General features: G+C 70.3%; 23 protein-coding genes. 6 read left to right on the forward strand and 17 right to left on the reverse strand.

Annotated features, from left to right (window positions below; genetic code table 11):
- Nucleotides 1-166 precede the first annotated feature (166 nt).
- Nucleotides 167-523 (reverse strand): DUF6176 family protein, encoded by a 357-nt coding sequence (locus tag FGX59_RS13395; RefSeq protein ID WP_138467088.1) that lies wholly within the window; start codon nucleotides 521-523, stop codon nucleotides 167-169.
- A gap of 644 nt (nucleotides 524-1167) precedes the next feature.
- Here FGX59_RS13395 and FGX59_RS13400 point away from each other — a divergent pair.
- Nucleotides 1168-1959, forward strand: a complete 792-nt coding sequence (locus tag FGX59_RS13400; RefSeq protein ID WP_138467089.1) for a pyrroline-5-carboxylate reductase — start codon at nucleotides 1168-1170, stop codon at nucleotides 1957-1959.
- Between the two features lie 3 nt (nucleotides 1960-1962).
- On the opposite strand, the gene FGX59_RS13405 is transcribed toward FGX59_RS13400, so the two are convergent.
- Nucleotides 1963-3486: an aldehyde dehydrogenase family protein gene (locus FGX59_RS13405; RefSeq protein WP_138467091.1), complete on the reverse strand. Its 1524-nt coding sequence runs from the start codon at nucleotides 3484-3486 to the stop codon at nucleotides 1963-1965.
- A 25-nt stretch (nucleotides 3487-3511) separates the two neighbouring features.
- A complete protein-coding gene (locus tag FGX59_RS13410) occupies nucleotides 3512-4897 on the reverse strand; it encodes a VOC family protein (RefSeq protein WP_138467093.1) in 1386 nt (461 codons plus the stop codon).
- Nucleotides 4898-5056: 159 nt separating this feature from the next.
- On the opposite strand from FGX59_RS13410, the gene FGX59_RS13415 reads away from it, so the two are divergent.
- On the forward strand, nucleotides 5057-5959 hold the full coding sequence (locus tag FGX59_RS13415) for a LysR family transcriptional regulator (protein ID WP_138467095.1): 903 nt from the start codon (nucleotides 5057-5059) through the stop codon (nucleotides 5957-5959).
- Between the two features lie 103 nt (nucleotides 5960-6062).
- On the opposite strand, the gene FGX59_RS13420 is transcribed toward FGX59_RS13415, so the two are convergent.
- The 5 genes from FGX59_RS13420 to FGX59_RS13440 all read right to left on the reverse strand — a co-directional run bounded on the left by FGX59_RS13420 (nucleotide 6063) and on the right by FGX59_RS13440 (nucleotide 11365).
- On the reverse strand, nucleotides 6063-7481 hold the full coding sequence (locus tag FGX59_RS13420) for an FAD-binding oxidoreductase (RefSeq protein WP_138467097.1): 1419 nt from the start codon (nucleotides 7479-7481) through the stop codon (nucleotides 6063-6065).
- Complete coding sequence (dapA, locus tag FGX59_RS13425; protein WP_138467099.1) at nucleotides 7478-8380, reverse strand: 4-hydroxy-tetrahydrodipicolinate synthase; 903 nt, start codon at nucleotides 8378-8380, stop codon at nucleotides 7478-7480. The genes FGX59_RS13420 and dapA (FGX59_RS13425) overlap by 4 nt, the downstream gene beginning before the upstream one ends.
- A gap of 31 nt (nucleotides 8381-8411) precedes the next feature.
- A complete protein-coding gene (locus tag FGX59_RS13430; RefSeq protein WP_138467101.1) occupies nucleotides 8412-9713 on the reverse strand; it encodes a TRAP transporter large permease in 1302 nt (433 codons plus the stop codon).
- Nucleotide 9714: 1 nt separating this feature from the next.
- On the reverse strand, nucleotides 9715-10230 hold the full coding sequence (locus tag FGX59_RS13435) for a TRAP transporter small permease (protein WP_138467103.1): 516 nt from the start codon (nucleotides 10228-10230) through the stop codon (nucleotides 9715-9717).
- Nucleotides 10231-10339: 109 nt separating this feature from the next.
- On the reverse strand, nucleotides 10340-11365 hold the full coding sequence (locus FGX59_RS13440; RefSeq protein WP_138467105.1) for a TRAP transporter substrate-binding protein: 1026 nt from the start codon (nucleotides 11363-11365) through the stop codon (nucleotides 10340-10342).
- Nucleotides 11366-11685: 320 nt separating this feature from the next.
- Here FGX59_RS13440 and FGX59_RS13445 point away from each other — a divergent pair, with 320 nt between their 5' ends.
- The 4 genes from FGX59_RS13445 (at nucleotide 11686) to FGX59_RS13460 (ending at nucleotide 16012) form a co-directional block, all read left to right on the forward strand.
- Nucleotides 11686-12321, forward strand: coding sequence for a helix-turn-helix domain-containing protein (locus FGX59_RS13445; RefSeq protein ID WP_138467107.1), 636 nt, complete (start codon nucleotides 11686-11688; stop codon nucleotides 12319-12321).
- Complete coding sequence (locus tag FGX59_RS13450) at nucleotides 12318-13493, forward strand: alpha-hydroxy acid oxidase (RefSeq protein ID WP_138467109.1); 1176 nt, start codon at nucleotides 12318-12320, stop codon at nucleotides 13491-13493. The genes FGX59_RS13445 and FGX59_RS13450 overlap by 4 nt, the downstream gene beginning before the upstream one ends.
- A gap of 183 nt (nucleotides 13494-13676) precedes the next feature.
- Entirely contained in the window at nucleotides 13677-14600 is a 924-nt protein-coding gene (dapA, locus tag FGX59_RS13455) for a 4-hydroxy-tetrahydrodipicolinate synthase (RefSeq protein WP_138467111.1), read from the forward strand.
- Nucleotides 14597-16012 (forward strand): FAD-binding oxidoreductase, encoded by a 1416-nt coding sequence (locus tag FGX59_RS13460; protein WP_138467114.1) that lies wholly within the window; start codon nucleotides 14597-14599, stop codon nucleotides 16010-16012. The genes dapA (FGX59_RS13455) and FGX59_RS13460 overlap by 4 nt, the downstream gene beginning before the upstream one ends.
- 39 nt (nucleotides 16013-16051) lie before the next feature.
- Here the strand turns inward: FGX59_RS13460 and FGX59_RS13465 are convergent, their stop codons facing one another.
- The 9 genes from FGX59_RS13465 to FGX59_RS13505 form a co-directional block, all read right to left on the reverse strand.
- Nucleotides 16052-16795, reverse strand: coding sequence for an SDR family NAD(P)-dependent oxidoreductase (locus tag FGX59_RS13465; RefSeq protein WP_138467116.1), 744 nt, complete (start codon nucleotides 16793-16795; stop codon nucleotides 16052-16054).
- Nucleotides 16785-17675 (reverse strand): polysaccharide deacetylase, encoded by an 891-nt coding sequence (locus FGX59_RS13470; RefSeq protein ID WP_138467118.1) that lies wholly within the window; start codon nucleotides 17673-17675, stop codon nucleotides 16785-16787. The genes FGX59_RS13465 and FGX59_RS13470 overlap by 11 nt, the downstream gene beginning before the upstream one ends.
- Nucleotides 17672-19081, reverse strand: coding sequence for a dipeptidase (locus FGX59_RS13475; RefSeq protein ID WP_138467120.1), 1410 nt, complete (start codon nucleotides 19079-19081; stop codon nucleotides 17672-17674). Before FGX59_RS13475 ends, FGX59_RS13470 begins: the two co-directional genes overlap by 4 nt.
- Nucleotides 19081-19815 (reverse strand): SDR family NAD(P)-dependent oxidoreductase, encoded by a 735-nt coding sequence (locus FGX59_RS13480; protein WP_138467122.1) that lies wholly within the window; start codon nucleotides 19813-19815, stop codon nucleotides 19081-19083. Before FGX59_RS13480 ends, FGX59_RS13475 begins: the two co-directional genes overlap by 1 nt.
- Nucleotides 19816-19823: 8 nt before the next feature.
- A complete protein-coding gene (locus FGX59_RS13485) occupies nucleotides 19824-20804 on the reverse strand; it encodes an ABC transporter ATP-binding protein (protein ID WP_138467123.1) in 981 nt (326 codons plus the stop codon).
- Complete coding sequence (locus FGX59_RS13490) at nucleotides 20797-21765, reverse strand: ABC transporter ATP-binding protein (RefSeq protein WP_138467125.1); 969 nt, start codon at nucleotides 21763-21765, stop codon at nucleotides 20797-20799. The genes FGX59_RS13485 and FGX59_RS13490 overlap by 8 nt, the downstream gene beginning before the upstream one ends.
- A complete protein-coding gene (locus FGX59_RS13495; RefSeq protein ID WP_171060641.1) occupies nucleotides 21762-23015 on the reverse strand; it encodes an amidohydrolase family protein in 1254 nt (417 codons plus the stop codon). Before FGX59_RS13495 ends, FGX59_RS13490 begins: the two co-directional genes overlap by 4 nt.
- Nucleotides 23016-23080: 65 nt before the next feature.
- Nucleotides 23081-24637 (reverse strand): ABC transporter substrate-binding protein, encoded by a 1557-nt coding sequence (locus FGX59_RS13500; protein WP_138467129.1) that lies wholly within the window; start codon nucleotides 24635-24637, stop codon nucleotides 23081-23083.
- Nucleotides 24638-24680: 43 nt separating this feature from the next.
- Nucleotides 24681-25568, reverse strand: coding sequence for an ABC transporter permease (locus FGX59_RS13505; RefSeq protein WP_138467130.1), 888 nt, complete (start codon nucleotides 25566-25568; stop codon nucleotides 24681-24683).

Here is a 25568-nt window from a genome sequence, read left to right on the forward strand (position 1 = left end):
GACCGGGACGTTCCCCCTAGAAGAGCGGCGACGGCCATCGGCCGATACCCTCAAGCTGTGACCGGATGCCAAGAATGACCTTTCTCCGCCTTGGGATCATCTGCTGCTTTGCCGGTTCGTTGCCGGGGGGTGGCTGGGCCTTGCTGGCACGCCGTGCGCACCCGGCTCAGGGACGCGCCTCGAACAGCAGCTCGCAGCCGGGGAACGGGTCCGATGCTTCGGGATCGTAGTCGAGCCGCGTGATGTCCGGGCGGATCCAGTGGCGCTTGAACGCGCGGTGCACCTCGTCCACCGACAGCGCCGAGGCCGCCATGGCGCGGGCGGCCTGCTCCGGATCGGTGTGGTCCATGACCCCGACGAGGCAGAGCGGATCGCCGGGACAGAGATGCCAGGCCTCGTGCCGGACCCCCTCGCGGCGCAGCGACTCCGCCACCTCGTCCATATGCGCCAGCATGTAGCCGGCCCAGCGGCGGATCTCGGCTTCCCCGCAGGAGAGCGGAATTCTGACGGCACGGTATCCCATGGCCGCATGCTTCGGCCAAAGTGCCGACCGCGGCAAGACGTCTTTCGCGGAACTTGCGGGCGGTGACGGCGTGGCGGCAGTCGGAGGCGCGCCGGAGAGCGGCCAATTTCCGGGCGGCGGGGTGTCCGCTTTCCGCGGCGCGCGTTCCGGCGCCGCCAGGACAGAGCGGGCATCCGAGATGTCTCACCTTTGCGGCCAAAGGCGACGCGGCGTTGCAGGAAATCGCCCTTCCATCCGCCACAGGGTGGCGAAGCCTGTGCGCAGGATCGCCGAGATGATCGGTCCGCCATCCGTCCGAGCCCTGACGGGGCTCGCCGGAGCCGGACGAAATGGCGACCGAAGATGCGCAACGGTCGTCAAGCGCCTAGTCCAGTGCCATCCGCCCGATGATCGCGCTGGGAACCGGGCGGTCGCGCCGCCGCCTTCCCTCCCGGGCTTCACGGCAAGAGCAGAGGCACGGGATCTCTTGGTTCAGCAAATCGTCGCCGGAGCAGCCTCGCGACCTGACGCGGACGGCTTCGCGTCTAATATGTACATATATGTCTGGAAAATGGCCTTCGATGTCCATTTCCCTTGCGGCGATCCGGGGGAGCCCCTAGGCTCCGGCCCCGGATCCGCTGCATCACGACGGAAGGAATGCCCAGATGTCCGACCCGCTCATCGCCCTTGCCGGGGCCTCCGGCTGGCTCGGCCGTGCCATCGGTCCCGCCCTTCTGCGCCAGGGGATCGCCGCGCCGGAGCGGCTGGTCTGCGTCAACCGCTCCGGCCCCGCGCCCGCCTATGGCGACTGGCCGGGGCTGAGCTGGCAGGCCGGCCTGCCCGCCGGTGCGGACGTAGTCATCCTCTCGGTCCGGCCGCAGGATTTCCGCGACGGCGCGTGGGACTGTCCGGGGGCGCTGGTGATCTCGCTGATGGCGGGCGTTCCGGCGGAGGAGATTGCGCGGCGCACCGGCTCGGCGCGGATCGTGCGGGCCATGCCGAATGCCGCGGTGGAGATCGGCCGCAGCTACGCGCCCTGGACCGCCAGCGCGGCGGTGACGGCGGAGGACCGGGCGATGGCGGCGCGGATCCTCGGGGCCACGGGCGGCCAGGACGAGATCGAAAGCGAGGCGCAGCTTGACGTGCTGACCGCGCTCGCGGGCTCCGGCCCGGCCTGGAGCGCGCTTCTGGCGAACGCGCTGAGCACGGCGGCGCTGCAGGCCGGGCTGCCCGAGCGGATCGCGCATCGCGCGGCCGAGGCGGTGGTCTGCGATGCGTCCCAGATGCTGGCGGGCGATATCGGCCAGGCCGGCGCGCTGGTGCAGGAATTCATCGACTATGCCGGAACGACGGCGGCGGCCATGCAGGCCGCGCGCGGGGCCGGGTTCGACGACGCCGTGAAGGAGGCGCTCGACGCGGCAACGGCGAAGGCGCGGGAGATGTCCCGCGCCTCCTGAGGGTCAGTCGATGTCGAAGACCACGCCCTGCGCCAGCGGCAGTTCGCTGGAGTAGTTGATCGTGTTGGTGGCGCGGCGCATATAGGCGCGCCAGGCGTCCGAGCCGGACTCGCGCCCGCCGCCGGTTTCCTTCTCGCCGCCGAAGGCCCCGCCGATCTCGGCGCCCGAGGTGCCGATATTGACGTTGGCGATGCCGCAATCCGAGCCGCGGGCCGACAGGAACGTCTCCATCTCGCGCAGGTCGGTGGTGAAGATCGACGAGCTGAGCCCGCCGCCCACCGCATTGTGCATCTCGATCGCATCGTCGAGATCGGCGTATTTCATCACGTAGAGGATCGGCGCGAAGGTCTCGCGCAGCACCGGGCCGTCATGGACCGGCATCTCGACGATCGCGGGCTTCACGTAGTAGGAGCTGTCCGGCCCCACCGCCTCGCGGCCGCCCTCATGGACGATCCCGCCCAGGGCGGCGGCTTCTTCCAGCGCCTTGGCCATTCCGTCGAAGGCGGCTTTGTCGATCAGCGGGCCGACCAGCGCCGAGGTCTCCAGCGGGTTGCCGACGGTGACCGAGGAATAGGCCTTCTTCAGCGCGGGCACGATCTGGTCGTAGACGCTTTCATGCACGAAGAGGCGGCGCATGGTGGTGCAGCGCTGGCCCGCGGTGCCCATCGCGCCGAAGGCGATGGCGCGCAGGGCCATGTCCATGTCGGCCGAGGGGCAGACGATGCCCGCATTGTTGCCGCCGAGCTCCAGGATGCAGCGGCCGAAGCGCGCGGCGACCTTCGGGCCGACGATCCGGCCCATCCGGGTCGAGCCGGTGGCGGAGATCAGCGCGACCTTGTCGCTCTCGACCAGCACCTCGCCCAGCTCCGGGCCGCCGACCAGCACCTGGCTCAGTCCCTCGGGCGCCTCTGCGCCGAAGCGCGCGATGGCGCGGTCCAGCACCGCCTGGCAGGCCAGCGCGGTCAGCGGGGTCTTCTCGGAGGGCTTCCAGATCACCGGATCGCCGCAGACCAGCGCCAGCGCCGAGTTCCAGCACCAGGGCGCGCAGGGGAAGTTGAAGGCGGTGATGATGCCGACGACGCCCAGCGGGTGCCAGGTCTCCATCATGCGGTGGCCGGGGCGCTCGGTGGCGATGGTCAGGCCGTAGAGCTGGCGCGACAGGCCGACGGCGAAATCGCAGATGTCGATCATCTCCTGCACTTCGCCCAGGCCTTCGGAAGGCGACTTGCCGGCCTCGATCGACACCATGCGGCCGAGGTCCTCCTTGGCCTTGCGCAGCTCCTCGGCATAGAGCCGCACCAGCTCGCCGCGGCGCGGCGCGGGCACCATGCGCCACTTGCGGAAGGCGTCCTGGGCCTTGGCGACCATCGCGGCGGCCTCGTCGGCGGAATGCGTGGCCAGGGTCGCGACCGGCTCGCCGGTGACCGGCGAGATCACCGCCATGCCGCCCTGGGCGTCCAGCGCCGCGGCGACGCCGCAGGCCTCCATGGTCTCGCGGGTGACGGTCGAGAGGGGTTTCGTCAGCATGGTCAGGTCCTTGTTCCTAAGGGGGTCAGGCCGCGGCCCGGGCCAGGTCGGCGCGGGCGCGGGCCAGCGAGGCGGCTTCCGCCTCGGCATAGAGCTGGTGAAGATCGGTGACCGGCGCGCCGAGATCGGCCTCGAACCGCGCGCGGTTGGGCGTGGCGGCAAAGCCCTGCCCGGCCTCGTCGCCCAGATTGGACTGGAAGATCCCCGCGGCCGAGACCGGCAGGAAATCCTCGTAGACGATCGGGTCGGCGCGCAGGTAGCCGGCCGCGACCAGATCGGCGGCGCTGGCCGTCAGGTCGGCCCCGTCTGCGGCCTTCTCCGTGGGGCTGTAGCGGAAATAGCCGTAGCCGCCGGTGCGCAGCGCCTCGGCATCGTCGGGGAACTCGGCAAAGGCCGCTTCCAGCGCCGCCACGTACTCCGCCGCGTTCGAGCCGTCGGGCTTCGGCGTGACCGTCGCGCGGGTCTCCGCCAGCAGCCGGTCATAGAGCGCCTGCCCCTTCGGCGTCAGCGCCAGGCCGCGCTGCTCGATCTCGCCGAAGCGCGCGGTGTGGCTGCCCGGCGCATTGGTGCCGTCGGAGCGGAAGTCGACCGCCTCCTCCAGCGCCTTGAACGAGGTCTGGCGCAGCAGGATCGGCACCTTGCGGGCCGGCGGGCCCTCGATCACCGCCTTGGGCGCGATCCCCTCGGCGGGCATCCGCGCCTGCACCGTGTCGATATCGAGCGTGCGCGGCGTCAGGTGGTTGATATGCGGGCCCTTGAAGCTGACCACGTCGGCGACCAGCCGGTGCGCGTCATGCAACCGGCGGTAGAGCCCGGCGGTGACATTGGCCTCTGCATGCCAGCGGAAGGTCTCCAGCGCCTCGGCGACGAAGGCCGCGGCATCGGCCTCGCCCAGCCCGCCCTCTGCCTCGGCCCTGGCGATCAGCGCCAGGCAGCCTCGGGTGAAGATCTGCCGCGCGGCCAGCACCGCCTCGGCCTCGGCGCGCAGGGCGGCATCGGCGATCAGGTCGAGCCTGAGGAGCGAGGTGAAGACCCGGAACGGGTTCTTCGCCAGCGCGGCCGGATCAACCGGGCGGAAGGCGGTGGAATGGACCGGCACGCCCGCGACCGAGAGGTCGTAATAGCCGACCGGCACCATCCCCATCACCGCGAAAAGCCGCCGCATGGTGGCCAGCTCATCTGCCGTGCCGAGCCGGATCGCGCCATGGCGCTCCTCGCTGATCCGCTCGTATTCGCCGAGGGCATCCAGACGCGCCTTCTCGGCGGGGTCCGCCGACAGCGTTTCGGCATTCACGGCCTCGACCAGCTCGGTCAGCGTGCCATAGGCGGGCACCTCGGCGCGGTACATGCCCGACATGGCGCGGGCGAAGCGGGCCCGGATCTCGTCGGGCGAAACGGGGGAAAGGGTCATGGCGGTCCTGCGGTCCTCTGCCGGTTGGCCTGATCCTAGCGCTGCCCGGGCCCCGCGCACCAACGATGTTTGCAACTCGACCCATTCCCGATTGTCATGGTCCAGGCAAAATGCCATGCCGGGTTAACATGCCCTGCCCGACCGGAAAGGATCCCGCCCATGGTGCTGGAGCGCCGCCACCTGCCCGACCTGAAGCTCCTGCAGACCTTCGAATGCGCCGCGCGGCACCGCAATTTCACCCGCGCCGGCGAAGAGCTCAGCCTGACCCAGAGCGCCGTCAGCCGCCAGATCCGCGAGCTCGAGGCGCAGCTCGGCCGGACGCTCTTCGAGCGGATCCGCGGCCGCGTCGTGCCCACCCCCTCGGGCGAGGTGCTGCGCGGCCAGGCGGCGCGGCTCCTGCAGCTCGCCGAGTCGACCCTGCGCCATGCCAGCGCCGAGCCCGAGCCCGGGCGGATGCTGCGGCTGAACGCGCCGGCGACCTTCGCGACGCGCTGGCTGATGCCGCGGCTGGCGGGGTTCCTCGGCGAGCGTCCGGGGCTGCGCATCGACCTCTCCACGCGCGGGGGCGTCTTCGACATGGGCGATGCCGGCTGCGATCTGGCGGTGCATTTCGGCCATCCGGTCTGGCCCGGCGGGCGCTGCACATATCTGTGCAGCGAGGTGGTGCTGCCGGTCGCCGGGGGCGCGCTGGCGCGGACCGCGCTGCGCGGCCCGGCCGATCTGGCCGAGGCGCCGAAGCTCCATGTCGGCGAGCGCCCCGATCTCTGGCCCGGCTGGTTCGCCCGCGCCGATGTCGAGCCCGCCCATCCGCGCGAGGGCCACTGGTTCGACCAGTTCGCCCCGGCGATCGAGGCGGCCCGCGCCGGGCTCGGCCATGCGCTGCTGCCGCGCTACCTGATCGAGGAGGAGCTCGCCCAGGGCGCGCTCTCGGTGATGCTCGACATGCCGATGGCCACCGAGATGGCCTATTACATCGTCGCCCCCGAGGGCCGGCCCGAGGCCGGGGCCGAGCTGCGCCAGTGGCTGCTCTCGCAGGTCAGCTTCCGGCCGCTGGCGCGCTGACCCGGCCTGCCGCCCCGCGGACCGCCGCGGCGCCCGCGCTGGCCCGATCCGGCGGCGTGCGGGCCTCCGGGCGCGCGGGTCGCCGAGTCGGGCCTTCTGTCGCTCAGGGCAGCAGCACGCCCGGGTTCATCAGCCCTCGCGGGTCGAACCCGGCCTTGACCGCTTTCAGCAGCTCCAGCCGCACCGGATCGACCAGCCGCCGCATCTCCGAGGTCAGCTTGCGCCCCACCCCGTGCTCGGCCGAGAAGCTGCCGCCATGGCGGATCACCACGTCGTGGATCGCCTCCTCGACCTCGATCTCCCGGGCCAGCGGATCGGCATGGCGGTCCCAGGCCTCGCGCGGGAACATCGCGATGTAATGGACATTGCCGTCGCCGATATGGGCGGTGATGGCGCGTTCCGCCTCGGGGAAGCGCGAGGCCAGCACCGCATCGGCCTCGGCAATGAACTGCGCGATCCGGCCCGGCCGCACCGAGGTGTCCATCACCACGCCCACGCCCTCGCGGGCATTGGCCTCGGTGACCGAATGGCGGAAATGCCAGATCTCCTCGCCCTGCCCCTCGTTCTGGGCAATCACCGCGTCCGCGATCAGCCCGTCTTCGAAGGCGGCCTCCAGCGTCGCTTCCAGCAGCTCCTGCATGCCGGCGCCCGCGCGCGCGGAGGCCAGCTCGACCAGCAGCGACCAGGTCGGGATCTCGCCGAAGGGCATCCGCGTGCCGGGAATGTGGCGCACCACGTAGGAGACCTGCGCGCGGTCGAGAAGCTCCACCGCCTCCAGCACGTCGCCCGCCGCATCGCGCAGCCGCTGCGCCAGCGCCAGCCCCGCCTCGACCGTTTCGACCGCCAGCCAGGCATGGGCGCGGTCCTGCATCTTCGGGCTCAGCCGCAGCGTCGCCGCCGTCACCAGTCCCAGCGTGCCCTCCGCGCCCGCCACCAGATGGCGCAGCGGATAGCCGCGATTGTCCTTCGGCAGCGCCGCCAGGTCGTCGAGCACCCGGCCGTCGGCCAGCACCAGCTCCACCCCGGCCACAAGGTCGCGCATCGCGCCGTAGCGCAGCACGCCGGTCCCGCCGGCATTCGTCGAGATCAGCCCGCCGATCTGCGCCGTGCCCTCGCTGCCCAGATGCAGCGGGAACTGCATGCCCTCGGCCGCCGCCAGGTCATGCACCTCCGACAGCGTCAGCCCGGCCTCGACGGTCAGCAGCCCCGAGGCGCGGTCGAAGCCGCGGACGGCGCGCATCCGCGACATCGCCACGACCAGCCCGTCCTCGGGCACCGCGCCGTAGCACAGCCCGGTATTGCCGCCCTGGGGAAAGACCGGCAGGCCGCGTGCCGTCGCCGCGCGCACGGCGGCGGCGGCTTCGGCGGTGGAGGCGGGCAGTGCCACCGCCTCCGCGCGGCCGGTCCGGCGGCCGCGGAAATCGGTCAGCCAGGGCGCCATTCCGGCGCCCGTCCGCACCCCCTTCGGCCCGAGCTGGCCGAGGAGGTCGTCAGAGAGGCTGCGCTCCAGCACGCCGGTCATGCCGCGGCGCGGTCCGCCGCGCCGAAGTCCGCGAAGGCCGCCTCGAGCGCCTCGAGCGTCTCCGCCGAGGGCGCGGTCAGCGGCAGCCGCACCGGGCCGGCCGCGATGCCGCATTTCTCCATGTAGACCTTCAGCGGCCCCGGATTTGTCTCGCGGAAGACCGAGGAGATCACCGGGCCGAGCGCGTTCGACAGCTTCACCGCCGCCTTCAGCTCGCCGAATTTCGCCAGTTCGAAGACCTTCAGCCAGTGGCCGGGATACATGTTCGCCGTCGCCAGCACGCCGCCGGTCGCGCCAAGCGCGACATGGGTGGCGAAAAGCGGCTCCTCGCCGGAGAGGATCGCCATCTTGTCGCCCGCCAGATCGACCGCCCGGATGAATTCCGGCAGGTCGTAGGAAGAGTACTTCATGCCGATGATCGCGCCTTCCTCGGCCAGCGTGGCGAGGGTCTCGGCCTTGAAGGCGACGCCGGTGCGGCGCGGGATCTCGTAGGCCATGACGGGCAGGTCGACCTTGCCGCGATAGGCGCGGAAATAGTCGATCATGCCCTCCTGCGGGCCCGGCGCGTAATAGGGGGTGACCAGCATGACGCCCGCCGCGCCCTCGCGGGCGAAGTCGGTGCCCGCCTCGACGGCATCCTCGAAGCCGGTGGCCAGCACGCCCGGCATCACCGGACGGCCATCCGCGGCCTCGACGCAGCTGGCGACGATGGCGGCGCGTTCGGCACGCGACAGTGCCGGGTACTCGCCGGTGCCGCCGATCGGCACCACGCCCGAGGCGCCGGCCTCGATCTGCAGGCGGACGAGGGCCTTCAGCGCGCCGTGATCCACCGCGCCGCCGGCGTCGAAGGGAGTGACGATGGCCGTGAAGAGCCCGTTGAGATCGTCCTTGGTCAGCATGGGAAGTGTCCTTGAAGTGTCAGATGCGGCGTCACAGGAAGCCCAGGAGCCGCGGGAGGGTGAGGGAGATGGCCGGCACGTAGGTCACGAGCAGCAGCACCACGAGGTTGGAGATCAGGAAGGGCACCGCGGCGCGCACGATCCGCCCGAGCGGCACGCCCGAGATCGACGAGCCGAGATAGAGCGCCAGCCCGTAGGGCGGCGTGATCAGCCCGATCATCACGTTGACGACCATGATGACGCCGAAATGCACCGGATCGACGCCCATCGAGGCGAGAAGCGGCGTGAAGAGCGGCGCGAAGAGCAGGAGCTGTACCGAGTCCGAGACCCAGAGCCCGTTCACCAGGAAGAACAGGTTCAGCACCAGGAGCAGCATCCAGGGCTGCAGGTTCGCGGCCTCGACCATCGCCTGCAGCTCGGAGGGCACGCGCTCGTTCGCCAGCACCCAGGAGATGATCGTTGCGAAGCCGACGATCAGGTAGACCGAGGCCGAGGTCCGCGCCGAGCGGTCGAGGATCGCCCAGAGCTCCTTCAGCGACAGGTTGCGGTAGGCCAGCGCGCCGATCACCAGCCCGTAGGCCACCGCGATGGCCGCGGCCTCGGTCGCGGTGAAGATGCCGCCGACGATGCCGCCGATGATGATGAGCGGCATGAAGATCGCCCAGAAGGCATGCAGGACGATGCCGGCGGCGACCTTCAGGTTCAGCCCCTGGATCGGGTTGCGGGCGAAGTTGCGGCGCTTGGCGATCACGTAGATCACCGCCATCTGGAAGAGCCCCAGCATCATGCCGGGCACGGCGCCCGCCAGGAACAGCGCGGCGATCGAGGTATTGGTCAGCGCCGAGAACATGATGAGCGGGATCGAGGGCGGGATGATCGGCCCCTGGATCGCCGAGGAGACGGTGACGGCGGCGGCGAAGTCCTTCTCGTAGCCGTCCTTCTCCATCATCTTCATCTCGACCGGTCCCAGCGCCGAGATGTCGGCCAGCGCCGAGCCCGAGACGCCCGAGAACATCATCGAGCCGACGACGTTCACATAGGCCAGCCCGCCGCGCAGGCGGCCGACCATCAGCCGCGACAGGTTCACCAGCCGGTCGGTCATGCCGATCGCGGTCATGATCTCGCCGGCGATGATGAAGAGCGGGATGGACAGCCAGATGAACACGTCCATGCCGGTGAAGAACTTGTGGGCATAGACGTCGAGCATGGCGGTCATGCCCGGCTTGACGAAGAAATAGGCCAGGCCCGCAAAGCCGATGGCGAAGATCACCGGGCTGCCCAGCACCATGAGGCCGAGCATTAGCCCCAGGGTAATCAGTAGCGGATGCTCCATGTCAGACCTCGGCGTTCAGGATGGAGGGGCCGGTCCGCGGCGTGCCGCGCACCAGGTCGCGGATCGCCAGCACGACCATGTGGAACATCATCAGCGCGCCGCCCACCGGCACCGCGAGGTAGATCCAGAAGAAGGAGATGCCGAGCGTCACGGAGGTGCGGCGCTGGCCGAAGAGGGCGTTTTCCCAGCCTTTCCAGACCAGCACGAAGAGCAGCCCGGCCAGCAGCAGGCGGAACAGCGCGTTGCGGATCGACAGCGCCCGCTCGGGCCAGAAATGGTCGAAGAAATCGACGCGCACCAGCTGCTCGTCCTTCACCAGCAGGCTGCCGGCCAGCATCACCGTCCAGATCATCAGGTAGCGCGCGGCCTCCTCGGGCCAGGGCAGCGAGGCGTTGAAGACATAGCGCAGCACGACCTGGAGGATCAGGCAGAAGGCGACGCCGACGAGGGTCAGCCGCGAGATGGCCGACGTGACGAGCCCGAGCCCGTCCGCCAGCCGTTCGAGGGTGTTCAGCATGGATTTCTCCGCATCTGGCCGCGGACGGCCGGGTCGAAGGGGAAAGGCGCGCCCCGCGCCGGACCGGGAAGAGAGCGACCGGCGGCGCGGGACGCGCGGGGCATCGGCCTTACTCGGCCTGGGCGTCGGCCACGGCCGATTTCAGCGCGTCGATCATGTCCTGGCCGACGATGTCGGCGAGGATCGCCTCCACCGGGGCCTGCACCTTGTCGACGAACATCTGGAACTCTTCCGGAGTCGGCTGGTAGATCTCGACGCCGGCATCCTCGATCACGGCGAGGTCCTGGGATTCCTTGGCCTTGACGATGCCGAGCAGCGCGAAGGCCGCCTCGTCCGCCGCCTCGTCGATCGTCGCCTTCACGCTGTCGGGCAGCGACTGATAGTAGTCCTCGTTCATCGCCACGATCGGCATGTTGATGAGGTGATGGTCGAGCGTGTAGTACTTCTGCACTTCCTGCAGGTTCGCCATCAGCATGGTGTAGGGCGCGTTCTCCTGGCCGTCGACCACGCCGGTCTGCAGCGAGGAATAGAGCTCGGACCAGGCGATCGGGGTCGGGTTGGCGCCGAGCGCCTCGACCATCGCGACATGGATCGGGATCTGCTGGGTGCGCACCTTCATGCCGACCATGTCCTCGGGCGTCTTGATCAGCTTGGTCGAGCTGGAGAAGTTGCGGAAGGCGGAGGGCAGGTAGCTGATGATGCGGACGCCGGAATCCTCGGCGATGCGGTCGGCCAGCATGTCGCCGAAGGGCCCGTCCATCACCTTGCGCGCGATCTGCGTGTTCGGGAAGACATAGGGCATTTCCAGCACGGCGGCGACGTCGGTATAGGCCTGCAGGTGACCGGCGCTGATCCCGGCCACGACCTGCAGCGAGCCGCGGGCGGTCTGCTCCAGCAGCGACTCCAGGTCGCCGAGCTGGCCGTTGGGGAACACCTGCAGCTCGTACTCGCCGCCGGTCTGCGCCTTCAGGATGGAGTTGAAGACCTCGGTATAGGCCCAGTAGACATTCTCGAGCAGGTCGCCTTCGCCGTCGACGGTGGCGAAGCGGATGGTATCGGCCTGCGCCGGGACGACGGCGCCCGCCAGCGCGATCCCTGCGGCGAACGTGCCGGCCTTGAGGGTGTTGAGAAGCATGGGTCGGTCCTTCCTGTTGTCGGATCGGCGTATCGGTTCGGCCTCGGCCCCGTGGCGGGCTTGGCCTGTTCTTGTCCTTGCCTCTCCAATGCGCGGGGCTTCGGCATTTTCGTCAATGATTTTTCGCAAAGGAAATGGTTTTCCATGATAGTACCTCGATTGGAGGCTAAAATATGGGCAGATGCCGCGGAAGAACGCCCAGAATGCCAGCTTTTCGGCAGGTTCCAGGCAGAATCTGCAATATGCGCTGTTTCGGATAGTGGAATTCCTTTCGCCATCCTCGCTAGTCTCGGAGCAGGCAGGCAGGAAAGGACGCGCTGATGGAGACCAACGGGAACGAGCTGATGGGAGTGGCCGAGCCGGCCCCGGCCGCCCTGCGACGGCGCTCCGGCGGGCCCGAGGACGGGCTGGCGCGGCAGATCGAGACGCTGCGGCGCGACCGCGCGATGTCGCTGCAGGCGCTGGCCAAGGCCTCGGGCGTGGCGGCGTCCACCCTGTCGAAGATCGAGCGCAACGAGCTGTCACCCACGGTCGCCACGCTGCAGAAGATCGTCGCCGGGCTCGATATCGAGATGTCCCAGCTCTTCGAGGAGGTGCCGAAGACCGAGCCGGTGCAGGGCCGCCGCGTAGTGACCCGTGCGGGCCAGGGCACGCCGCATACCTCGCAGAGCTGTGCCAACGTGCTGCTCTGCGCGGAGATGAAGAACAAGAAGATGGTGCCGATACTGACCCGGGTGACGGCGCGCGACCTCGAGGCCGACTACCCTGCCCTGCCGCGCTCGGATGACGAGGTCTTCCTGATGGTGCTGAAGGGGCGGATGCTGCTGCATTCGGGCGCCTACCAGCCGCTGGAGATGGGGCCGGGCGACTCGGTCTACTACGACGCCTCCGCCGGCCATGCCTGGACCTCGATCGGGCCCGAGGATGCCGAGGTCGTCTGGGTCATGACCGCATGACACCGGCGCCGGGCCCGGCGCTGCGCAGCTTCGAGGCCTGGCGCCGCCAGGCCCGCCGCCGCCTGCCGCGGGGCCTTTTCGACTATATCGACCGCGGCGTCGGTGCCGAGATCGCGCTGGCGCGCGACCGCGCCCGGCTGGACGCGGCGACGATTACCCCGCGGATGCTGCAGGGCGACCGGCCGGTCGAGACCGGCTGCGAGATCCTCGGAACGCCGATGGCCGCGCCGGTCGTGATCGCCCCGACTGCCATGGCCGGGCTCGTCGCCCGCGACGGCGAGATCGCGCTGGCGCGTGCTGCGGCAGGGGCCGGCCTGCCCTTCTGCCTCTCCACCCAGTCGATCACCCCGATCGGCGCGATCCGGGCCGCGGTGCCCGAGGCGCGGATCTGGTTCCAGCTCTATTGCTGGGCCGAGATGGACCTGACTTATGCGCTGATGCGCCAGGCCGCGGATCATGGCGCCGAGGTGCTGGTGCCGACGGTCGACACGCCGGTCGCCTCGCGCAAGGACTGGAACATCCGCCGCGGCTTCGGCATGCCCTTCCGCTGGCGCGCGCCGACGGTGATCGACATCGCGCTGCACCTGCCCTGGGCCTGCCGGGTGATCCTGCCGGAGCTGCTGCGCGGCGGCATGCCGGCCTATGGCCACTATCCCGAGGGCAGCCGCCCCACCCTGACCCGCAGCGCCGCCGATCCGCGCGTCGCGCTGCGCCCGGCGCTGAGCTGGGAGGACATCGCCCGGATCCGCGAGCGCTGGCCCGGCCGGCTGCTGCTGAAGGGCATCTGCCATCCCGAGGACGCCGAACGCGCTGCGGCGCTCGGGGCCGACGGGATCGTCGTCTCCTCCCATGGCGGGCGGAATTTCGACCCCTGCCCCGCGCCGATCGACCTGCTGCCGGAGATCCGCGCCGCGGCGGGCTCCCGGCTGGAAGTCATGGCCGATAGCGGCGTGCGCCGTGGCAGCGACGTGCTGAAATACCTCCACGCCGGGGCCGCTGGGGTGATGACCGGGCGGCTGCCTCTCTGGGGACTGGCTGCGGCCGGCGCGCCCGGTGCCGCGGCCGCGCTGGCCGGGCTCCTGCAGGAGCTGGAGGAGGCGATGGCGCTCTCGGGGCTGCGCCGCGAGGATCTGCCAGGGCTCGTGCCGTCGGCCCCGGAGCCGGCCGCCTAAGAAAGCTGCCCCGAAGGCGGCCGCCTGAGAAAGCGGCCCCGGAGGCCGCCGCCTGAAAAAGCAGCGCGCAGGGTCGGGTATTGCCTAAAGGCAACGAAAATTTCCGATCCGACACAGTTTCCCCTTTGCGCCTGCCCCCGGCGGGCGCAGAACGGGGCTAGGACAACAGGAAGGACTGCCGCCATGCTGAGACTCTCCGGCATCATCACCGCCACGCCGACGCCGCTTCTGGCGGATGGCCGCATCGACCGCGCCGCCGCGGCGCGGCTGGCCGAGCGGCTGGTCGCCGCGGGCGCGCAAGGCATCGCCCCGATCGGCGGCACTGGCGAGGCGACCGCGCTGACGCCGGACCAGCGGCTGGAAATGCTGGAGGCGACGCTCGAGGCCGTGGCGGGCCGCGTGCCGGTGATCGCGGGCATCCTGACCCCGGGGATCGGCGAGACGCTGGCCGCGGCGCGCGCCTATGAGGCGGCCGGCGCCGACATGCTGATGGTGGTCACGCCCTATTACGCGCGCCCGACCCAGGCGGGGATCCTCGACTACTACAAGGCCGTCTCGGACGCCTCGGTCCTGCCGCAGATGCTCTATGAAATCCCCTACCGCACCGGCATCGACCTGGAGGCGGAGACCGTCGCCGCGCTGGGGCGCGAGACCCGCGTCACCGCGATGAAGGCGTGCTCGCCCAGCCTGCCGCACCAGATGCGCACGGTCGCGCTGGCCGGGGCCGATATCGACATCCTCTCGGGCGAGGAGAACGTCTATCCGGTCCATGTCGCGATGGGCGCCAAGGGCGGGCTGCTGGCGACCTCCTGCCTCTTCCCGCGGGCCTGGGCGCGGATCCACGCGCTGGCCTCTTCGGGGCAGATGGCGGAGGCCACCGCGCTGCACCGGCGGCTGATGCCCTATGTCGGGACGCTTTTCAGCGAGCACAATCCCGTGCCGCTGCGCGCCGCGATGGAGATCCTGGGCGAGCCGCAGGGCGATCCGCTGCCGCCCCTTCGCCCGGCCTCGGAGGCGACCCGCGCGCGGCTGCGCGCCGAGCTGCCCGAGGCGCTGGCGCTGGAGGAAGACTGCGCCGCGGCGGCGCTGGCCGGAGCAGCTGCATGACCCCGTTCGACGCGCGGCTCGCCGCCATTCCGGATGTCACCGTGCTGACCGGCGAAGAGGAGATGGCGCCGCATTTCACCGACTGGCGCCGCCGCTATTCCGGCCGCGCCCGCGCGGTGGCCTTTCCCGGCACGGTCGAGGCGGTGGCGGCGGTGGTCCGGCTCTGCCACGAGACCGGCACCCCGGTCTGGCCGCAGGGCGGCAATACCGGCATCTGCGGCGGCTCGGTGCCGGGCGGCGACGGGGCGGGGATCGTGCTGTGCCTCGGGCGGCTGAACCGCATCCGCGACGTCTCGCCCGGCGATGACAGCATCACCGTCGATGCCGGGGTCACGCTGCAGGCGGTGCAGGAGGCGGCGGAAGGCATCGGCCGGCTCTTTCCGCTGTCGCTCGGCGCCGAGGGCAGCTGCCAGATCGGCGGCAATATCGCGACCAATGCCGGCGGCACCGCGGTGGTGCGCTACGGCACGATGCGCGACCTGGTGCTGGGGGTCGAGGCGGTGCTGGCCGACGGCACGGTCTGGAACGGGCTGCGGTCGCTGCGCAAGAACAATACCGGGCTCGACCTGAAGCAGCTGATGATCGGCACCGAAGGGACGCTCGGGATCGTCACCGGCGCGACGCTGCGGCTGTTCCCGCGACCGGTCTCGCGGGTGACGGCGCTTCTGCATTTCACCTCGGCCGCGGAGGTGCTGGAGACCGCGCAGGCGATGCGCGCCGCCTTCCCCGGCGAGGTCGATGCGCTGGAACTGCTGTCGGCCAGCCAGGTGGAGATCGTCGCCCGGCATTTTCCGCAGCTCGCCCTGCCCCTGCCCGGGGGCGCGGCCTGGTCGCTGCTGGTCGAGATCGCGGGCGGGCGCGCGGAAGAGGAGATGCTCGACGGGCTGGCCGCGGCGCTGGAGCCGATGCTGGAGGCGGGCACGCTGGTCGATGCGGTGATCGGCCAGAACGCCCGCCAGCGCGAGGCGATCTGGGCGCAGCGCCATACCGTGACCGAGGCGAATGTCCGCGAGGGGATGGGGCTGACCCATGACATCGCGGTGCCGATCGCGCGGATCGGCGATTTCCTGGCGGAAGCGGAGGCGATGCTGGCCGAGCACTATCCGCAGGCCCGCCAGGTGGTGGTCAGCCATGTCGGCGACGGCAACCTGCACTGGATCGCGATGTTCTCGCACGAAGACTGGGCCGGGATTCCCGATCCGGAGGCGGTGCAGGCCGATCTGGACCGGCGCGCCTATGACATCGCCCATGCGATGGGCGGCACCTTCAGTGCCGAGCATGGCGTGGGGTCGATCCATATCGGCGAGATGCGCCGCTACAAGGACCCTGCCGAGCTGGCGCTGATGCGCACGGTGAAGGCGGCGCTCGACCCGGCGGGCATCCTCAATCCCGGGCGGGTGGTCCCGGCCTGAGCCGCGGAGGCCCCGGCTCTGCGGCCGGGGCGGGACGGCTCAGGTGACCCACTGGCCGCCCTCCACCGAGATGTCCTGGCCGGTGACGAAGCAGGGCTCGGAGAGCGCCAGGAAGCTGACCACCTGGGCGACATCGCCGGGCGTGCCGAGGCGGCCGAGGCTGATCCCCGCGGCCAGCTCGGCCTCGCGCGCGCCGATCATCGCGCCGGTCAGCTCCGTGCGGATCACGCCGGGGCAGACGGCGTTGACGAGGATGCGCGGCGCCAGCTCCTTGGCCAGCGCCCGGGTCATGCCGAGGAGCCCGGCCTTGGCGGTGGTATAGGCGAAGCGGCTGACCGCGCTCGTCACCCCGCCGGTATGGGCGTTCAGGCTCGACATCATCACGATCCGGCCCTCGGCCATGACGGGCAGCACCGCCTGCGTCCAGTTGAAGGCGCCCTTGAGATTGACCGCGATGGTGCGGTCGAATTCCTCTTCGGTGATCTCGGCGATGCCCTTCGGCTGGGATTTCCCGGCATTGCAGACCAGGATGTCGAGCCGCCCCCAATGCGCCTGCACCTCGCCCGCGATGCGGGCAGCGGCGGCGTGGTCGGCGACATCGGCCTCGTAGGTCAGCACGCGGGCGCCGAGCGCGGCGATCTCGGCGGCGGTGCGGGTGAGGTCCCCGGGGATCAGGTCGACCAGCACGATATCCGCGCCCTTCGCCGCCAGATCGAGCGCGCAGCCCCGGCCGATGCCGCGGCCGCCGCCGGTGACGATGGCGACTTTCCTCTCAGACCGCATGGTCGCGCGCCCAGGCGGCGATCTCGGCATGGGGGGCGAACCAGCAGTCGCCTTTCGCCTTGATCAGCTTGACCAGCTCCTCGAGGATCCAGATCCGCGAGCGGTAGCCGATGACATGGGGATGCATGGTCAGCTGGAAGATCCCGCCCTCGGCATGGGCCGCCTCGAATTCGCGGCGGAAGATGTCGAGCACGGCCTCGGGCGGCGTGTAGGGGCGCAGCGCCGAGAAGCGGTTCATGTTGAAATAGACCGCGTCGTCGCGGATCCATTCGACCGGCAGCTCGACGACGCCGCAGTCCTCGCCGTCGAGGAGCAGCGCGTGGCAGTCGACATCGGCCATCAGCGAGCTGTCGTAGAGCAGCCCCATGTCGCGGGTGATCTCCAGCGTGTGATGCGAGAAGTCCCAGCTCGGCGTGCGGATGCCGACGGGGCGGATGCCCGCGATCTTCTCCAGCGTGTCGGCGGCGCGCATCTGCAGGTCCCGCTCGGCGGCATGGGGCAGGACCGAGTTGCGCTCGTGGATCCAGCCGTGGATGCCGACCTCGTGGCCCTCGGCGGCGAACATCCGCGTCTCGTCCGGGTAGAGCAGCGCGACCACGGCGGGGACGTAGAAGGTCGCGCGCAGGTCGTGGCGGCGGATCAGGTCCATGATCCGCGGGATGCCCTGGCGGTTGCCGTACTGGCCGCGGCTCATCGCGCCGATCGACTCGCCGCCGTCGCGCAGCTCGTTGGTGTCATGGTCGACATCGAAGCTGAGCGCCACGGCGCAGCGTTTCCCGTCCGGCCAGGCGGCGGGCTTCAGCGGGCGGCCTGCGCGGACCCGCTCCACCTTGCCCCGCCAGATGCTCTCGTCCCATTGCCAGGGTTCCTGCGCGGTCATTCCGCCGCCTCCTTGTGCTTGCCGAAATCGATCTCCGCCAGCCGGCCCAGATAGCGCGTCCAGGCGACCAGCCCCTCCTCCATCCGCGCCAGGCGGAAGAATTCGTTCGGCGCGTGGTAGTCCTCGTCGGCGGTGGAGAAGGAGAAGAAGACGGTGCCCATGCCGAGGACGCGCTGCGCCATCTCGGCGATCGGGATGGTGGCGCCCATGCGGACGCAGCGCGCGGTCTGGCCCGACGTCTCGCCGAGGATGTCGAGCGCGAGCTTCACGCCGGGATGGTCCTCGGCGATGAGCGAGGGATGCGCGCCGCCGGGCTTTTCCTCGAAGCGCATCTCTACGCTGTCCGGGCAGTGGCGGCGCAGATGGTCCTTGAGCAGCCCCAGGACGCGCTCCGGCGTCTGGCCGGGGACGAGCCGGCAGGACAGCTTGGCCTCGGCCTCCGCGCCGATCACGGTCTTGAAGCCGGTGCCGGTATAGCCCGCCTTCAGCCCGTTCACCTCCAGCGTGGGCCTGAGCCAGTTGCGCTCGAGAAAGCCGTAGCCCGCCTCGCCCGCGGGCGCCTTGACGCCCAGCCCGGCCAGGAAGCCCGGTTCGTCGAAGGGCAGCGCGGACAGTGCCGCGCGCTGCGCCGCATCGGGCGGGGTCACGCCGTCGTAGAAGCCCGCCACCGCGACGCGGCCCTGGTCGTCATGCAGCGTCGCGCAGAGCCGGGTGAGCACCTGCGCGGCATTCGGCACGCCGCCGCCATAGCGGCCGGAATGCAGGTCCTTGGCGGCGCCCGTGAGATGGACGTTCAGCGCGCACATGCCGCGGCTCGCCACCGTGACGCTGGGCAGGTCGGCCCGCCACATCGCGCCATCGGCCGAGAGCAGGAAATCGGCGGCCAGTGCATCGGCGCGGGCCTCGACGAATTCCTCCAGATGGGCGCTGCCCATCTCCTCGGAACCCTCGACCAGCAGCTTGACATTGACCGGCAGCCCGCCCGCGGCAAGCCAGGCCTCCATCGCGCCGAGCGCGACGAGGAGCGGCCCCTTGTCGTCCGAGACGCCGCGGCCATAGAGCCGCCCGTCGCGGACCGAGGGCTCGAAGGGCGGGGTCAGCCAGGCCTCCAGCGGATCGGGCGGCTGCACGTCGTAATGGCCGTAGACCAGCACGGTCGGCGCGCCGGGCGCGCCCATCCACTCGGCGGTGACGATCGGATGGCCCGGGGTCTCGTTGACGGTCACCGCGCCGAAGCCGATCTCGCGCAGGTAGCCGGTCAGGAACTCCACCGCCTGGCGCATGAAGGGCGCGTAGACCGGGTCGGTCGAGACGCTGGGAATGGCGGCGAAGCGGGCGATGCGGTCCTGCACGGCCGCCTTCATCGCGGTGGCGGCGGCCTCTGTCTGTTCTGTCTGCGCGCCCATCACTTGCCCCCGTCCACGCGGATGATCTGGCCGGTGATCCACTCGGCCTGCGCGCTGGCGAGAAACAGCACCATGGAAGAGATGTCCTCCGCCCGTCCGGTGCGGCGCATGGCGATGCCCTCGACCAGCCGCGCCTGGCCCTCGGCGCCGTAGGCCTCCCACTGCCTCTCGGTGGTGGGGTTCGAGCGGACGAAGCCCGGCGCGACCGAATTCACGGTGATGCCGTGGGGGCCCAGCTCATGGGCGAGCTGCCGGGTCAGGCCGACCTCGCCATGCTTGGCCGACGCATAGGCCTGGATGCCGGTCAGGCTCGGCCCCAGCCCCGCGCCGGAGGTGATCGTCACGATCCGGCCTGTTCCCTTCGCCTTCATCGCCGGGATCGCCGCCTGGGCGCAGAGGAAGGCGCCGGTCAGGTTCACGTCGAGGATCGCCTGCCAGTCCGCAAGGCTGATCTCCTCCACCGGGCGGCCCGCCTGCCCCTTCACCCCGCCAGCCGAATGCACCAGCACATCGGCCGGGAAACCCGCGAAAAGCGCGGCCACGGCGGCCGGGTCGGTCACGTCGAGCACGGCCGTGGCGATGCCGGGCCCGGCGGTTTCGGCCAGCCCCGCCTCGTTGATGTCGAGCGCCAGCACCTCGGCCCCGTCGCGGGCGAAGTCCTGCGCGATCTGGCGGCCGATGCCGTGGCCCGCGCCGGTGACGGCGACTTTGAGACCGTCGAAACGAATGTCCATGTCTTCTCTTACTCCGCGAAATGGCAGGCGGCCCAGTGGCGCGGGCGGATCTCGCGCAGATCTGGCCGGGTTTCGGCGCAGGCTGCCTCCGCCCGCCAGCAGCGGGTGCGGAACGGGCAGCCCGAAGGCGGGTTCCTCGGGCTCGGCACGTCGCCCTTGAGGATGATGCGCGCCTCGCCGGTCTCGGCCTCGCGGTCCGGGATCGCCGACAAGAGCGCCTGGGTATAGGGCATCAGCGGATTGGCATAGAGATCCGCCGTGTCGGCCAGCTCCACGAGGCGGCCGAGATACATCACGCCGACCCGGTCGGAGATGTATTCCACCACCGAGAGGTCATGCGCGATGAACAGATAGGTCAGGCCGAAGCTGTCCTGCAGGTCCGACAGAAGGTTCAGCACCTGGCTCTGGATCGAGACGTCGAGCGCCGAGACCGGCTCGTCCGCCACCACGAATTTCGGCCGCATGGCGAGCGCCCTCGCGATGCCGATCCGCTGCCGCTGGCCGCCGGAGAATTCGTGCGGGTAGCGGTCGAGATGCTCGCGGCGCAGGCCGACGATCTCGATCAGCTCGCCGACGCGGGCGTCTCGCTCCGCCTTCGGAACGCCGCCGATCACCAGCCCCTCGGCGATGATCCGGCGGATCTTCATGCGCGGATCGAGGCTGCTCATCGGGTCCTGGAAGATGACCTGCATGTCCTTGCGCAGGTCCCTGAGCCCTTGCCCCCGCGCCTTGGCGAGGTCCTCGCCCTCGAACAGGATCGAGCCCTCGCGCGGGTCCTCCAGCCGCATCAGCGCGCGGCCCAGGGTGGACTTGCCGCAGCCGGATTCGCCGACCAGCCCCAGCGTTTCGCCGCGGCGGATGTCGAGCGTCACGCCGTCGACCGCGCGCACCACGTCCTCGCGCCGGGACTTCAGCAGGCCCTTGCCGCCGAAATGCACCTTCAGGTCGCGGATCGAGACCAGCGTGTCATCGGAGACATGCTTACCCATGGACGGTCTCCTCCAGCCAGCAGGCGACGCGGTGGCCGGGCGCCGGCGCGGCCATGGGCGGCGCCTCGGCGCAGCGCGCCATCGCCTGCGGACAGCGCGGCGCGAAGGGGCATCCCGGAGGCATGGCATGCGGGCTCGGCACCGAACCGGCGATGGGCTGCAGCCGCTGGCCGCGCATCCGCCCCGAAGGCAGCGAGGCAAGCAGCCCGGCCGTGTAGGGATGGCGCGGGCGGCGGGTGATCTCGGCGACGGGGCCATGCTCCATGATCCGGCCGCCATACATCACCACCACCTCGTCGCACATCTCGCGCACCACGCCGATATCGTGGGTGATGAGCATGACGGTGGTCCCGGTGAGCCCGCGGACCAGGTCGAGGATCTGCGCCTGGATGGTGACGTCGAGCGCGGTCGTCGGCTCGTCGAGGATCAGCAGGTCCGGCTTGTTCGCCATCGCCATGGCGATGGTCACGCGCTGGCGCATGCCGCCCGAGAGGTTGTGCGGGAATTCCCGCGCCCGTGCCTCGGGATCCGGGATGCCGACCATGCGCAGAAGCTCCACCGCGCGGGCGGCGGCCTCGCGGCGGGGGATGGCATGATGGGCGAGGATGGTCTCCTCCACCTGCCGGCCGATGCGGTAGACCGGGTTCAGCGCCGCCATCGGGTCCTGGAAGACGAGGCAGAGCGACTGGCCGCGCAAGGACTGCCGCTCGCGCTCGGAGAGCTGCGCCAGGTCGCGGCCGCGGAACAGGATCTCGCCCGCCGCGATGCGCCCCGGCGGGTCGATCAGCCCCATGACCGACAGCGACGTGACGGATTTGCCCGAGCCGCTCTCGCCGACGATGCCCAGCGTCCGGCCCTCGGGCACGTCGAAGCTGACGCCGTCGACCGCGCGGACCGTGCCCTTGGGCGTGTCGAAATGGGTGGCGAGACCCCGCACCGAGAGAATCGGGGCCGCCGTCATGCCGGGCAGCTCGCCGCGACCGGGTTCATCGCCGCGCGGCCCGAGGGCGCGACGGAGACGCCGTCCTTCAGGATCAGGTCCAGATCGCGCAGCGCGTCGAGATCGGCCAGGGGATCGCCCGGGGTCACGATGATGTCGGCCGCCATGCCGGGCGCGATGGTGCCGCGGTCCGCCAGATGGATCGCCTCGGCCGCGAAGCCGGTGGCGGCGTGGATCGCCTCGCCCCGGCTCATGCCGATCTTCTCCAGCAGCTCCAGCTCCTGCACTAGGCTGTCGAAGGAGGTGTAGCGCCAGCCGGCATCGGTCCCGGCGACGAAGCGCACGCCCGCCTCGCGCAGCTTGCGCCCGTGATCCATGTTCATGGCCAGCGTCTTCTCCCAGCGGTCGAGGAAGGCCGACTGGTCGGGCGTCGGTGCCTCGAGCGCGCGCAGCGCGTTCAGGATCGTGCCGCAGACGGCCAGCGTCGAGGTGACCGGGATGCCCGAGGCGGCCAGACGCTCGGCCACGGCGGGGTCGTAGCTCTGGGTGCCCGGCCCGGTGATGAAGCCCGCATGCTCGATCTGGTCGACGCCCGCGGTGATGGCGATGTCGATCGCCTCGGCGCAGAGGCAGTGGACCGTGACCATGCGGCCGTTGCGGTGGCTCTCGCCGACGATGGCCTGCATCTCGGGCAGGCTGTAGGCCGGGCGCCAGGCCATCGTGCCGAGCGTGCCGCCGCCCGAGCCCATGACCTTGATGAAATCGGCGCCGTCCTTCAGCATCTGGCGCACTTTCAGCCGCAGCCCGTCCTCGCCATCGGCCTCGCCGCCCATGTACCAGGTATGGCCGCCGGTGATGGTGATCGGCTGGCCGCAGGCGAGGATCTGCGCGCCCTTGGCATAGCCCAGCCCGATCGCGCGCCGCGCCGAGACCGAGGTCGTGCCGAAGGCGCCGAGATCGCGGATCGTGGTGATGCCCGCGCCAAGCGCGGTGGCGGCGTTGCCCATGGTGGTGGCCAGCATCACCTCGGTGCCCTCGCGCATCGCCTCTTCCAGGGTCAGCCCGTTTCCGGGAAGGTTCAGGTGGGAATGGCTCTCGATCAGCCCGGGCAGGATGGTGCCGCCGGGAAATGCCTGCACCGGCGCGCCCTCAGGCGCCGGTCCCTGCCCCACGGAGACGATCTTGCCGCCCGCGATCTCGACCAGCGGATCGGCGAGCGGCGGGGTGCCGGTGCCGTCGATCAGCTGCGCGGCCTTCAGGAAATGGGACATGCGGGTACTCCTGCCTCGGGTCGTCCTGGTGGGCCGGCCCCTCGGGGGACCGGCCGGGGTCATGGTCACTCGGCGATGGAGGCCGCGCCGAAATACTGGAAGCCGCCGCCCGACCAGGTGATGCCGGTCACGGATTTCTCGGCCAGCGTCAGGTCGAGATTCTGGCGGATCGGCAGGATCACCGCATTGTCCAGCAGGATGTCCTGGATCTTCTGGTAGATCGCCGCACGCTTGTCGTGGTCCAGTTCCGAGCGGCCCTGGTAGATCAGGTCGGTCAGCTCGTCATTGGTCCAGTGGCTCCAGTTGAAGTACTGGTCCGGCAGGAACCAGAAATGCAGCGCATCGGGGTCGACGCCGATATACTGCGACGGCGTCAGCGTGGAGCCGCCGTCGATGTTCAGGTCGAGCCAGGCCGGCGAGTTCAGCGCCTCGAACTGCGCGTCGAAGCCGATCTCCGACAGGAAGCCCTGGATCGCCTGGGCCTGCGCCATGTAATGCGCCTTGCCCGAGATCGCGGTGATCTTGATGCTCAGCGTCTTGCCGTCCTTGGTCCAGGTCGTGCCGTCGAATTCCCAGCCGGCTTCCTTCAGCAGGCTCTTCGCCTTCTCCGGGTCGTAGGGGTATTTCTCCGCCGCCGCTTCGTCATGGCCGAGCATGCCGGCGGAAAGCGGCGTATAGCTCGGCGGATAGACCCCGGCCTCGGCCAGCTGGATCAGCGCCTTCTGGTCGACGGCGTACATGATCGCCTTGCGCACCAGGATGTCGTCGGTCGGGAAGAGCGAGGCGTTGATCGGCGCGAAGATGCCCAGGCCGCTGATCTCGACGGGCAGCTCCGTGTACTTGCCGGTCGCGGTCAGCGTCTTCCAGTAGAGGCCGGGGGTCTGCTGCATGACCTGGCTCTGGCCGGACTGGAACTGCTGCACGCGGCTCTGCGGGTTCGGCACGATCTGGAAGGTGATCTTCTCGATCTCCGCCGGGCCCTCATGGCCCAGCGAGGCGGCCATCCAGTGGTAGTCGGGGTTCTTCTCCAGCACGATGCTCTGGCCCGGGGTCCAGGAGACGAACTTGAACGGGCCGGTGCCGGTCGGGTGCTGGCCGAGCTCGGCGCCGTATTCCTCGATCGCGGCGGGCGACTGCATGCCCAGATAGGGCTCGCCCATCTGCGCGAGCAGCGGCGCGTAGATCTCGTCGCAGGTGAAGGTCACCTCGTACTCGCCGGTGGCCTCGGCATGGGCGCAGGGCCCCAGCAGCCCGAGCGAGATCTTCGACTGGGTGTTCTCGCCGGTGATGTAGTCGATATTCGACACCACGGCGGCGGCATCGAAGGGCGTGCCGTCATGGAAGGTCACGTCCTCGCGCAGCTTGAAGACATAGCTCAGCCCGTCCTCGGAGACGGTCCAGCTTTCCGCCAGCAGCGGCTCCACCTCGAACTCGGGGCTGATCCACACGAGCGTGTCGAAGATGTTCGACAGGATCGGGCCGGAATTGCGCTTGCCGGTGGTGACCGGGTTCAGCGTGTCATTGGTCTCGGCCCAGCCGACGACCAGCTCCTGCGCATGGGCCATGCCCGGCAGGGCAAGGCCGAGCGCGGCCAGGAGGGGAAGGAGTCTCTTCGAAGTCATCTTGGTCTCCACTGTTGAACGGGGGTCTTGGCGCCCCTCGGAATTAGTCGGCGATGGTCGGGTCGAGCACGTCCCTCAGCCCGTCTCCCAGCAGGTTCACGCCGATGATGAAAAGGGAGAGGAAGACGCCCGGGAAGACGGTCATCCACCAGGCGAGCGTCAGGAACATCTGCCCGTCATTGAGGATCGCGCCCCATTCCGGCTGCGGCGGCTGCACCCCCAGCCCGATGAAGCCGAGCGCGGTGATCCACAGCGCGGCGACGCCCAGCCAGGTCGTGGTCATCACGATCACCGAGCTCATGACATTGGGCAGGATATGGGTGGCCATGACGCGGACCGGCCCCGCGCCCAGCACGATGGCGGCATCGACGAAGGGCAGGCTGCGGATCTCGCGCGTGGCGCCCTCGACGAGGCGGGCATAGACCGGCACGAGGATGATCGAGATGGCGATGATGCCGTTGACCAGCCCCGGGCCGAGGATCGCGGTGATGGCAAGCGCCAGCAGGATGCCGGGAAAGGCCAGCAGCAGGTCGACGAGCCGCATGATGGCGAAGCCCGCCGCGCCGCCGGCATAGCCCGCGACGAGGCCCAGCACCGTGCCCGCGATCGCGCCCATGACAACCACGGCCAGGCTCGCCAGCATGGTGACGCGGCCGCCATAGAGGACGCGGGCCATCATGTCCCGGCCGAAGGCGTCGGTGCCCATCGGGTGGGCCAGGGACGGCGGCTGGAAGGTCTCCATCGCGCTCTGCTTCGCCGGGTCGAATTCCGTCAGCCAGGGCGCGCAGATCACCAGCAGGGCCAGGACGACGCAGATCACCGTGCCCGCGGCCAGCGAGCGGTGACGGAAGGCGCGCAAGAGCGCGACGGACAGCGGGGTCTTCGCGGCCAGGCCGCTATCGTCGGCGGGGAGGGTCCGGGTGACGTCCAT

The sequence above is a fragment of the Poseidonocella sp. HB161398 genome, from assembly GCF_005870025.1.
In the GTDB taxonomy this organism is placed as follows: Bacteria; Pseudomonadota; Alphaproteobacteria; order Rhodobacterales; family Rhodobacteraceae; genus Mangrovicoccus.

Coding starts and splice junctions, on each gene's coding strand:
- FGX59_RS13420 (WP_138467097.1), bottom strand. CDS start 7,481: ATGACCGGCGTGCTGGAGCGCAGCCTCTCTGACGACCTCCTCGGCCAG.
- FGX59_RS13395 (WP_138467088.1), bottom strand. CDS start 523: ATGGGATACCGTGCCGTCAGAATTCCGCTCTCCTGCGGGGAAGCCGAG.
- FGX59_RS13465 (WP_138467116.1), bottom strand. CDS start 16,795: ATGCGGTCTGAGAGGAAAGTCGCCATCGTCACCGGCGGCGGCCGCGGC.
- FGX59_RS13480 (WP_138467122.1), bottom strand. CDS start 19,815: ATGGACATTCGTTTCGACGGTCTCAAAGTCGCCGTCACCGGCGCGGGC.
- FGX59_RS13415 (WP_138467095.1), top strand. CDS start 5,057: ATGGTGCTGGAGCGCCGCCACCTGCCCGACCTGAAGCTCCTGCAGACC.
- FGX59_RS13485 (WP_138467123.1), bottom strand. CDS start 20,804: ATGGGTAAGCATGTCTCCGATGACACGCTGGTCTCGATCCGCGACCTG.
- FGX59_RS13435 (WP_138467103.1), bottom strand. CDS start 10,230: ATGCTGAACACCCTCGAACGGCTGGCGGACGGGCTCGGGCTCGTCACG.
- FGX59_RS13470 (WP_138467118.1), bottom strand. CDS start 17,675: ATGACCGCGCAGGAACCCTGGCAATGGGACGAGAGCATCTGGCGGGGC.
- dapA (WP_138467099.1), bottom strand. CDS start 8,380: ATGCTGACCAAGGACGATCTCAACGGGCTCTTCACGGCCATCGTCACT.
- FGX59_RS13400 (WP_138467089.1), top strand. CDS start 1,168: ATGTCCGACCCGCTCATCGCCCTTGCCGGGGCCTCCGGCTGGCTCGGC.
- FGX59_RS13405 (WP_138467091.1), bottom strand. CDS start 3,486: ATGCTGACGAAACCCCTCTCGACCGTCACCCGCGAGACCATGGAGGCC.
- FGX59_RS13500 (WP_138467129.1), bottom strand. CDS start 24,637: ATGACTTCGAAGAGACTCCTTCCCCTCCTGGCCGCGCTCGGCCTTGCC.
- FGX59_RS13430 (WP_138467101.1), bottom strand. CDS start 9,713: ATGGAGCATCCGCTACTGATTACCCTGGGGCTAATGCTCGGCCTCATG.
- FGX59_RS13440 (WP_138467105.1), bottom strand. CDS start 11,365: ATGCTTCTCAACACCCTCAAGGCCGGCACGTTCGCCGCAGGGATCGCG.
- FGX59_RS13410 (WP_138467093.1), bottom strand. CDS start 4,897: ATGACCCTTTCCCCCGTTTCGCCCGACGAGATCCGGGCCCGCTTCGCC.
- FGX59_RS13450 (WP_138467109.1), top strand. CDS start 12,318: ATGACACCGGCGCCGGGCCCGGCGCTGCGCAGCTTCGAGGCCTGGCGC.
- FGX59_RS13505 (WP_138467130.1), bottom strand. CDS start 25,568: ATGGACGTCACCCGGACCCTCCCCGCCGACGATAGCGGCCTGGCCGCG.
- dapA (WP_138467111.1), top strand. CDS start 13,677: ATGCTGAGACTCTCCGGCATCATCACCGCCACGCCGACGCCGCTTCTG.
- FGX59_RS13445 (WP_138467107.1), top strand. CDS start 11,686: ATGGAGACCAACGGGAACGAGCTGATGGGAGTGGCCGAGCCGGCCCCG.
- FGX59_RS13475 (WP_138467120.1), bottom strand. CDS start 19,081: ATGGGCGCGCAGACAGAACAGACAGAGGCCGCCGCCACCGCGATGAAG.
- FGX59_RS13490 (WP_138467125.1), bottom strand. CDS start 21,765: ATGACGGCGGCCCCGATTCTCTCGGTGCGGGGTCTCGCCACCCATTTC.
- FGX59_RS13460 (WP_138467114.1), top strand. CDS start 14,597: ATGACCCCGTTCGACGCGCGGCTCGCCGCCATTCCGGATGTCACCGTG.
- FGX59_RS13495 (WP_171060641.1), bottom strand. CDS start 23,015: ATGTCCCATTTCCTGAAGGCCGCGCAGCTGATCGACGGCACCGGCACC.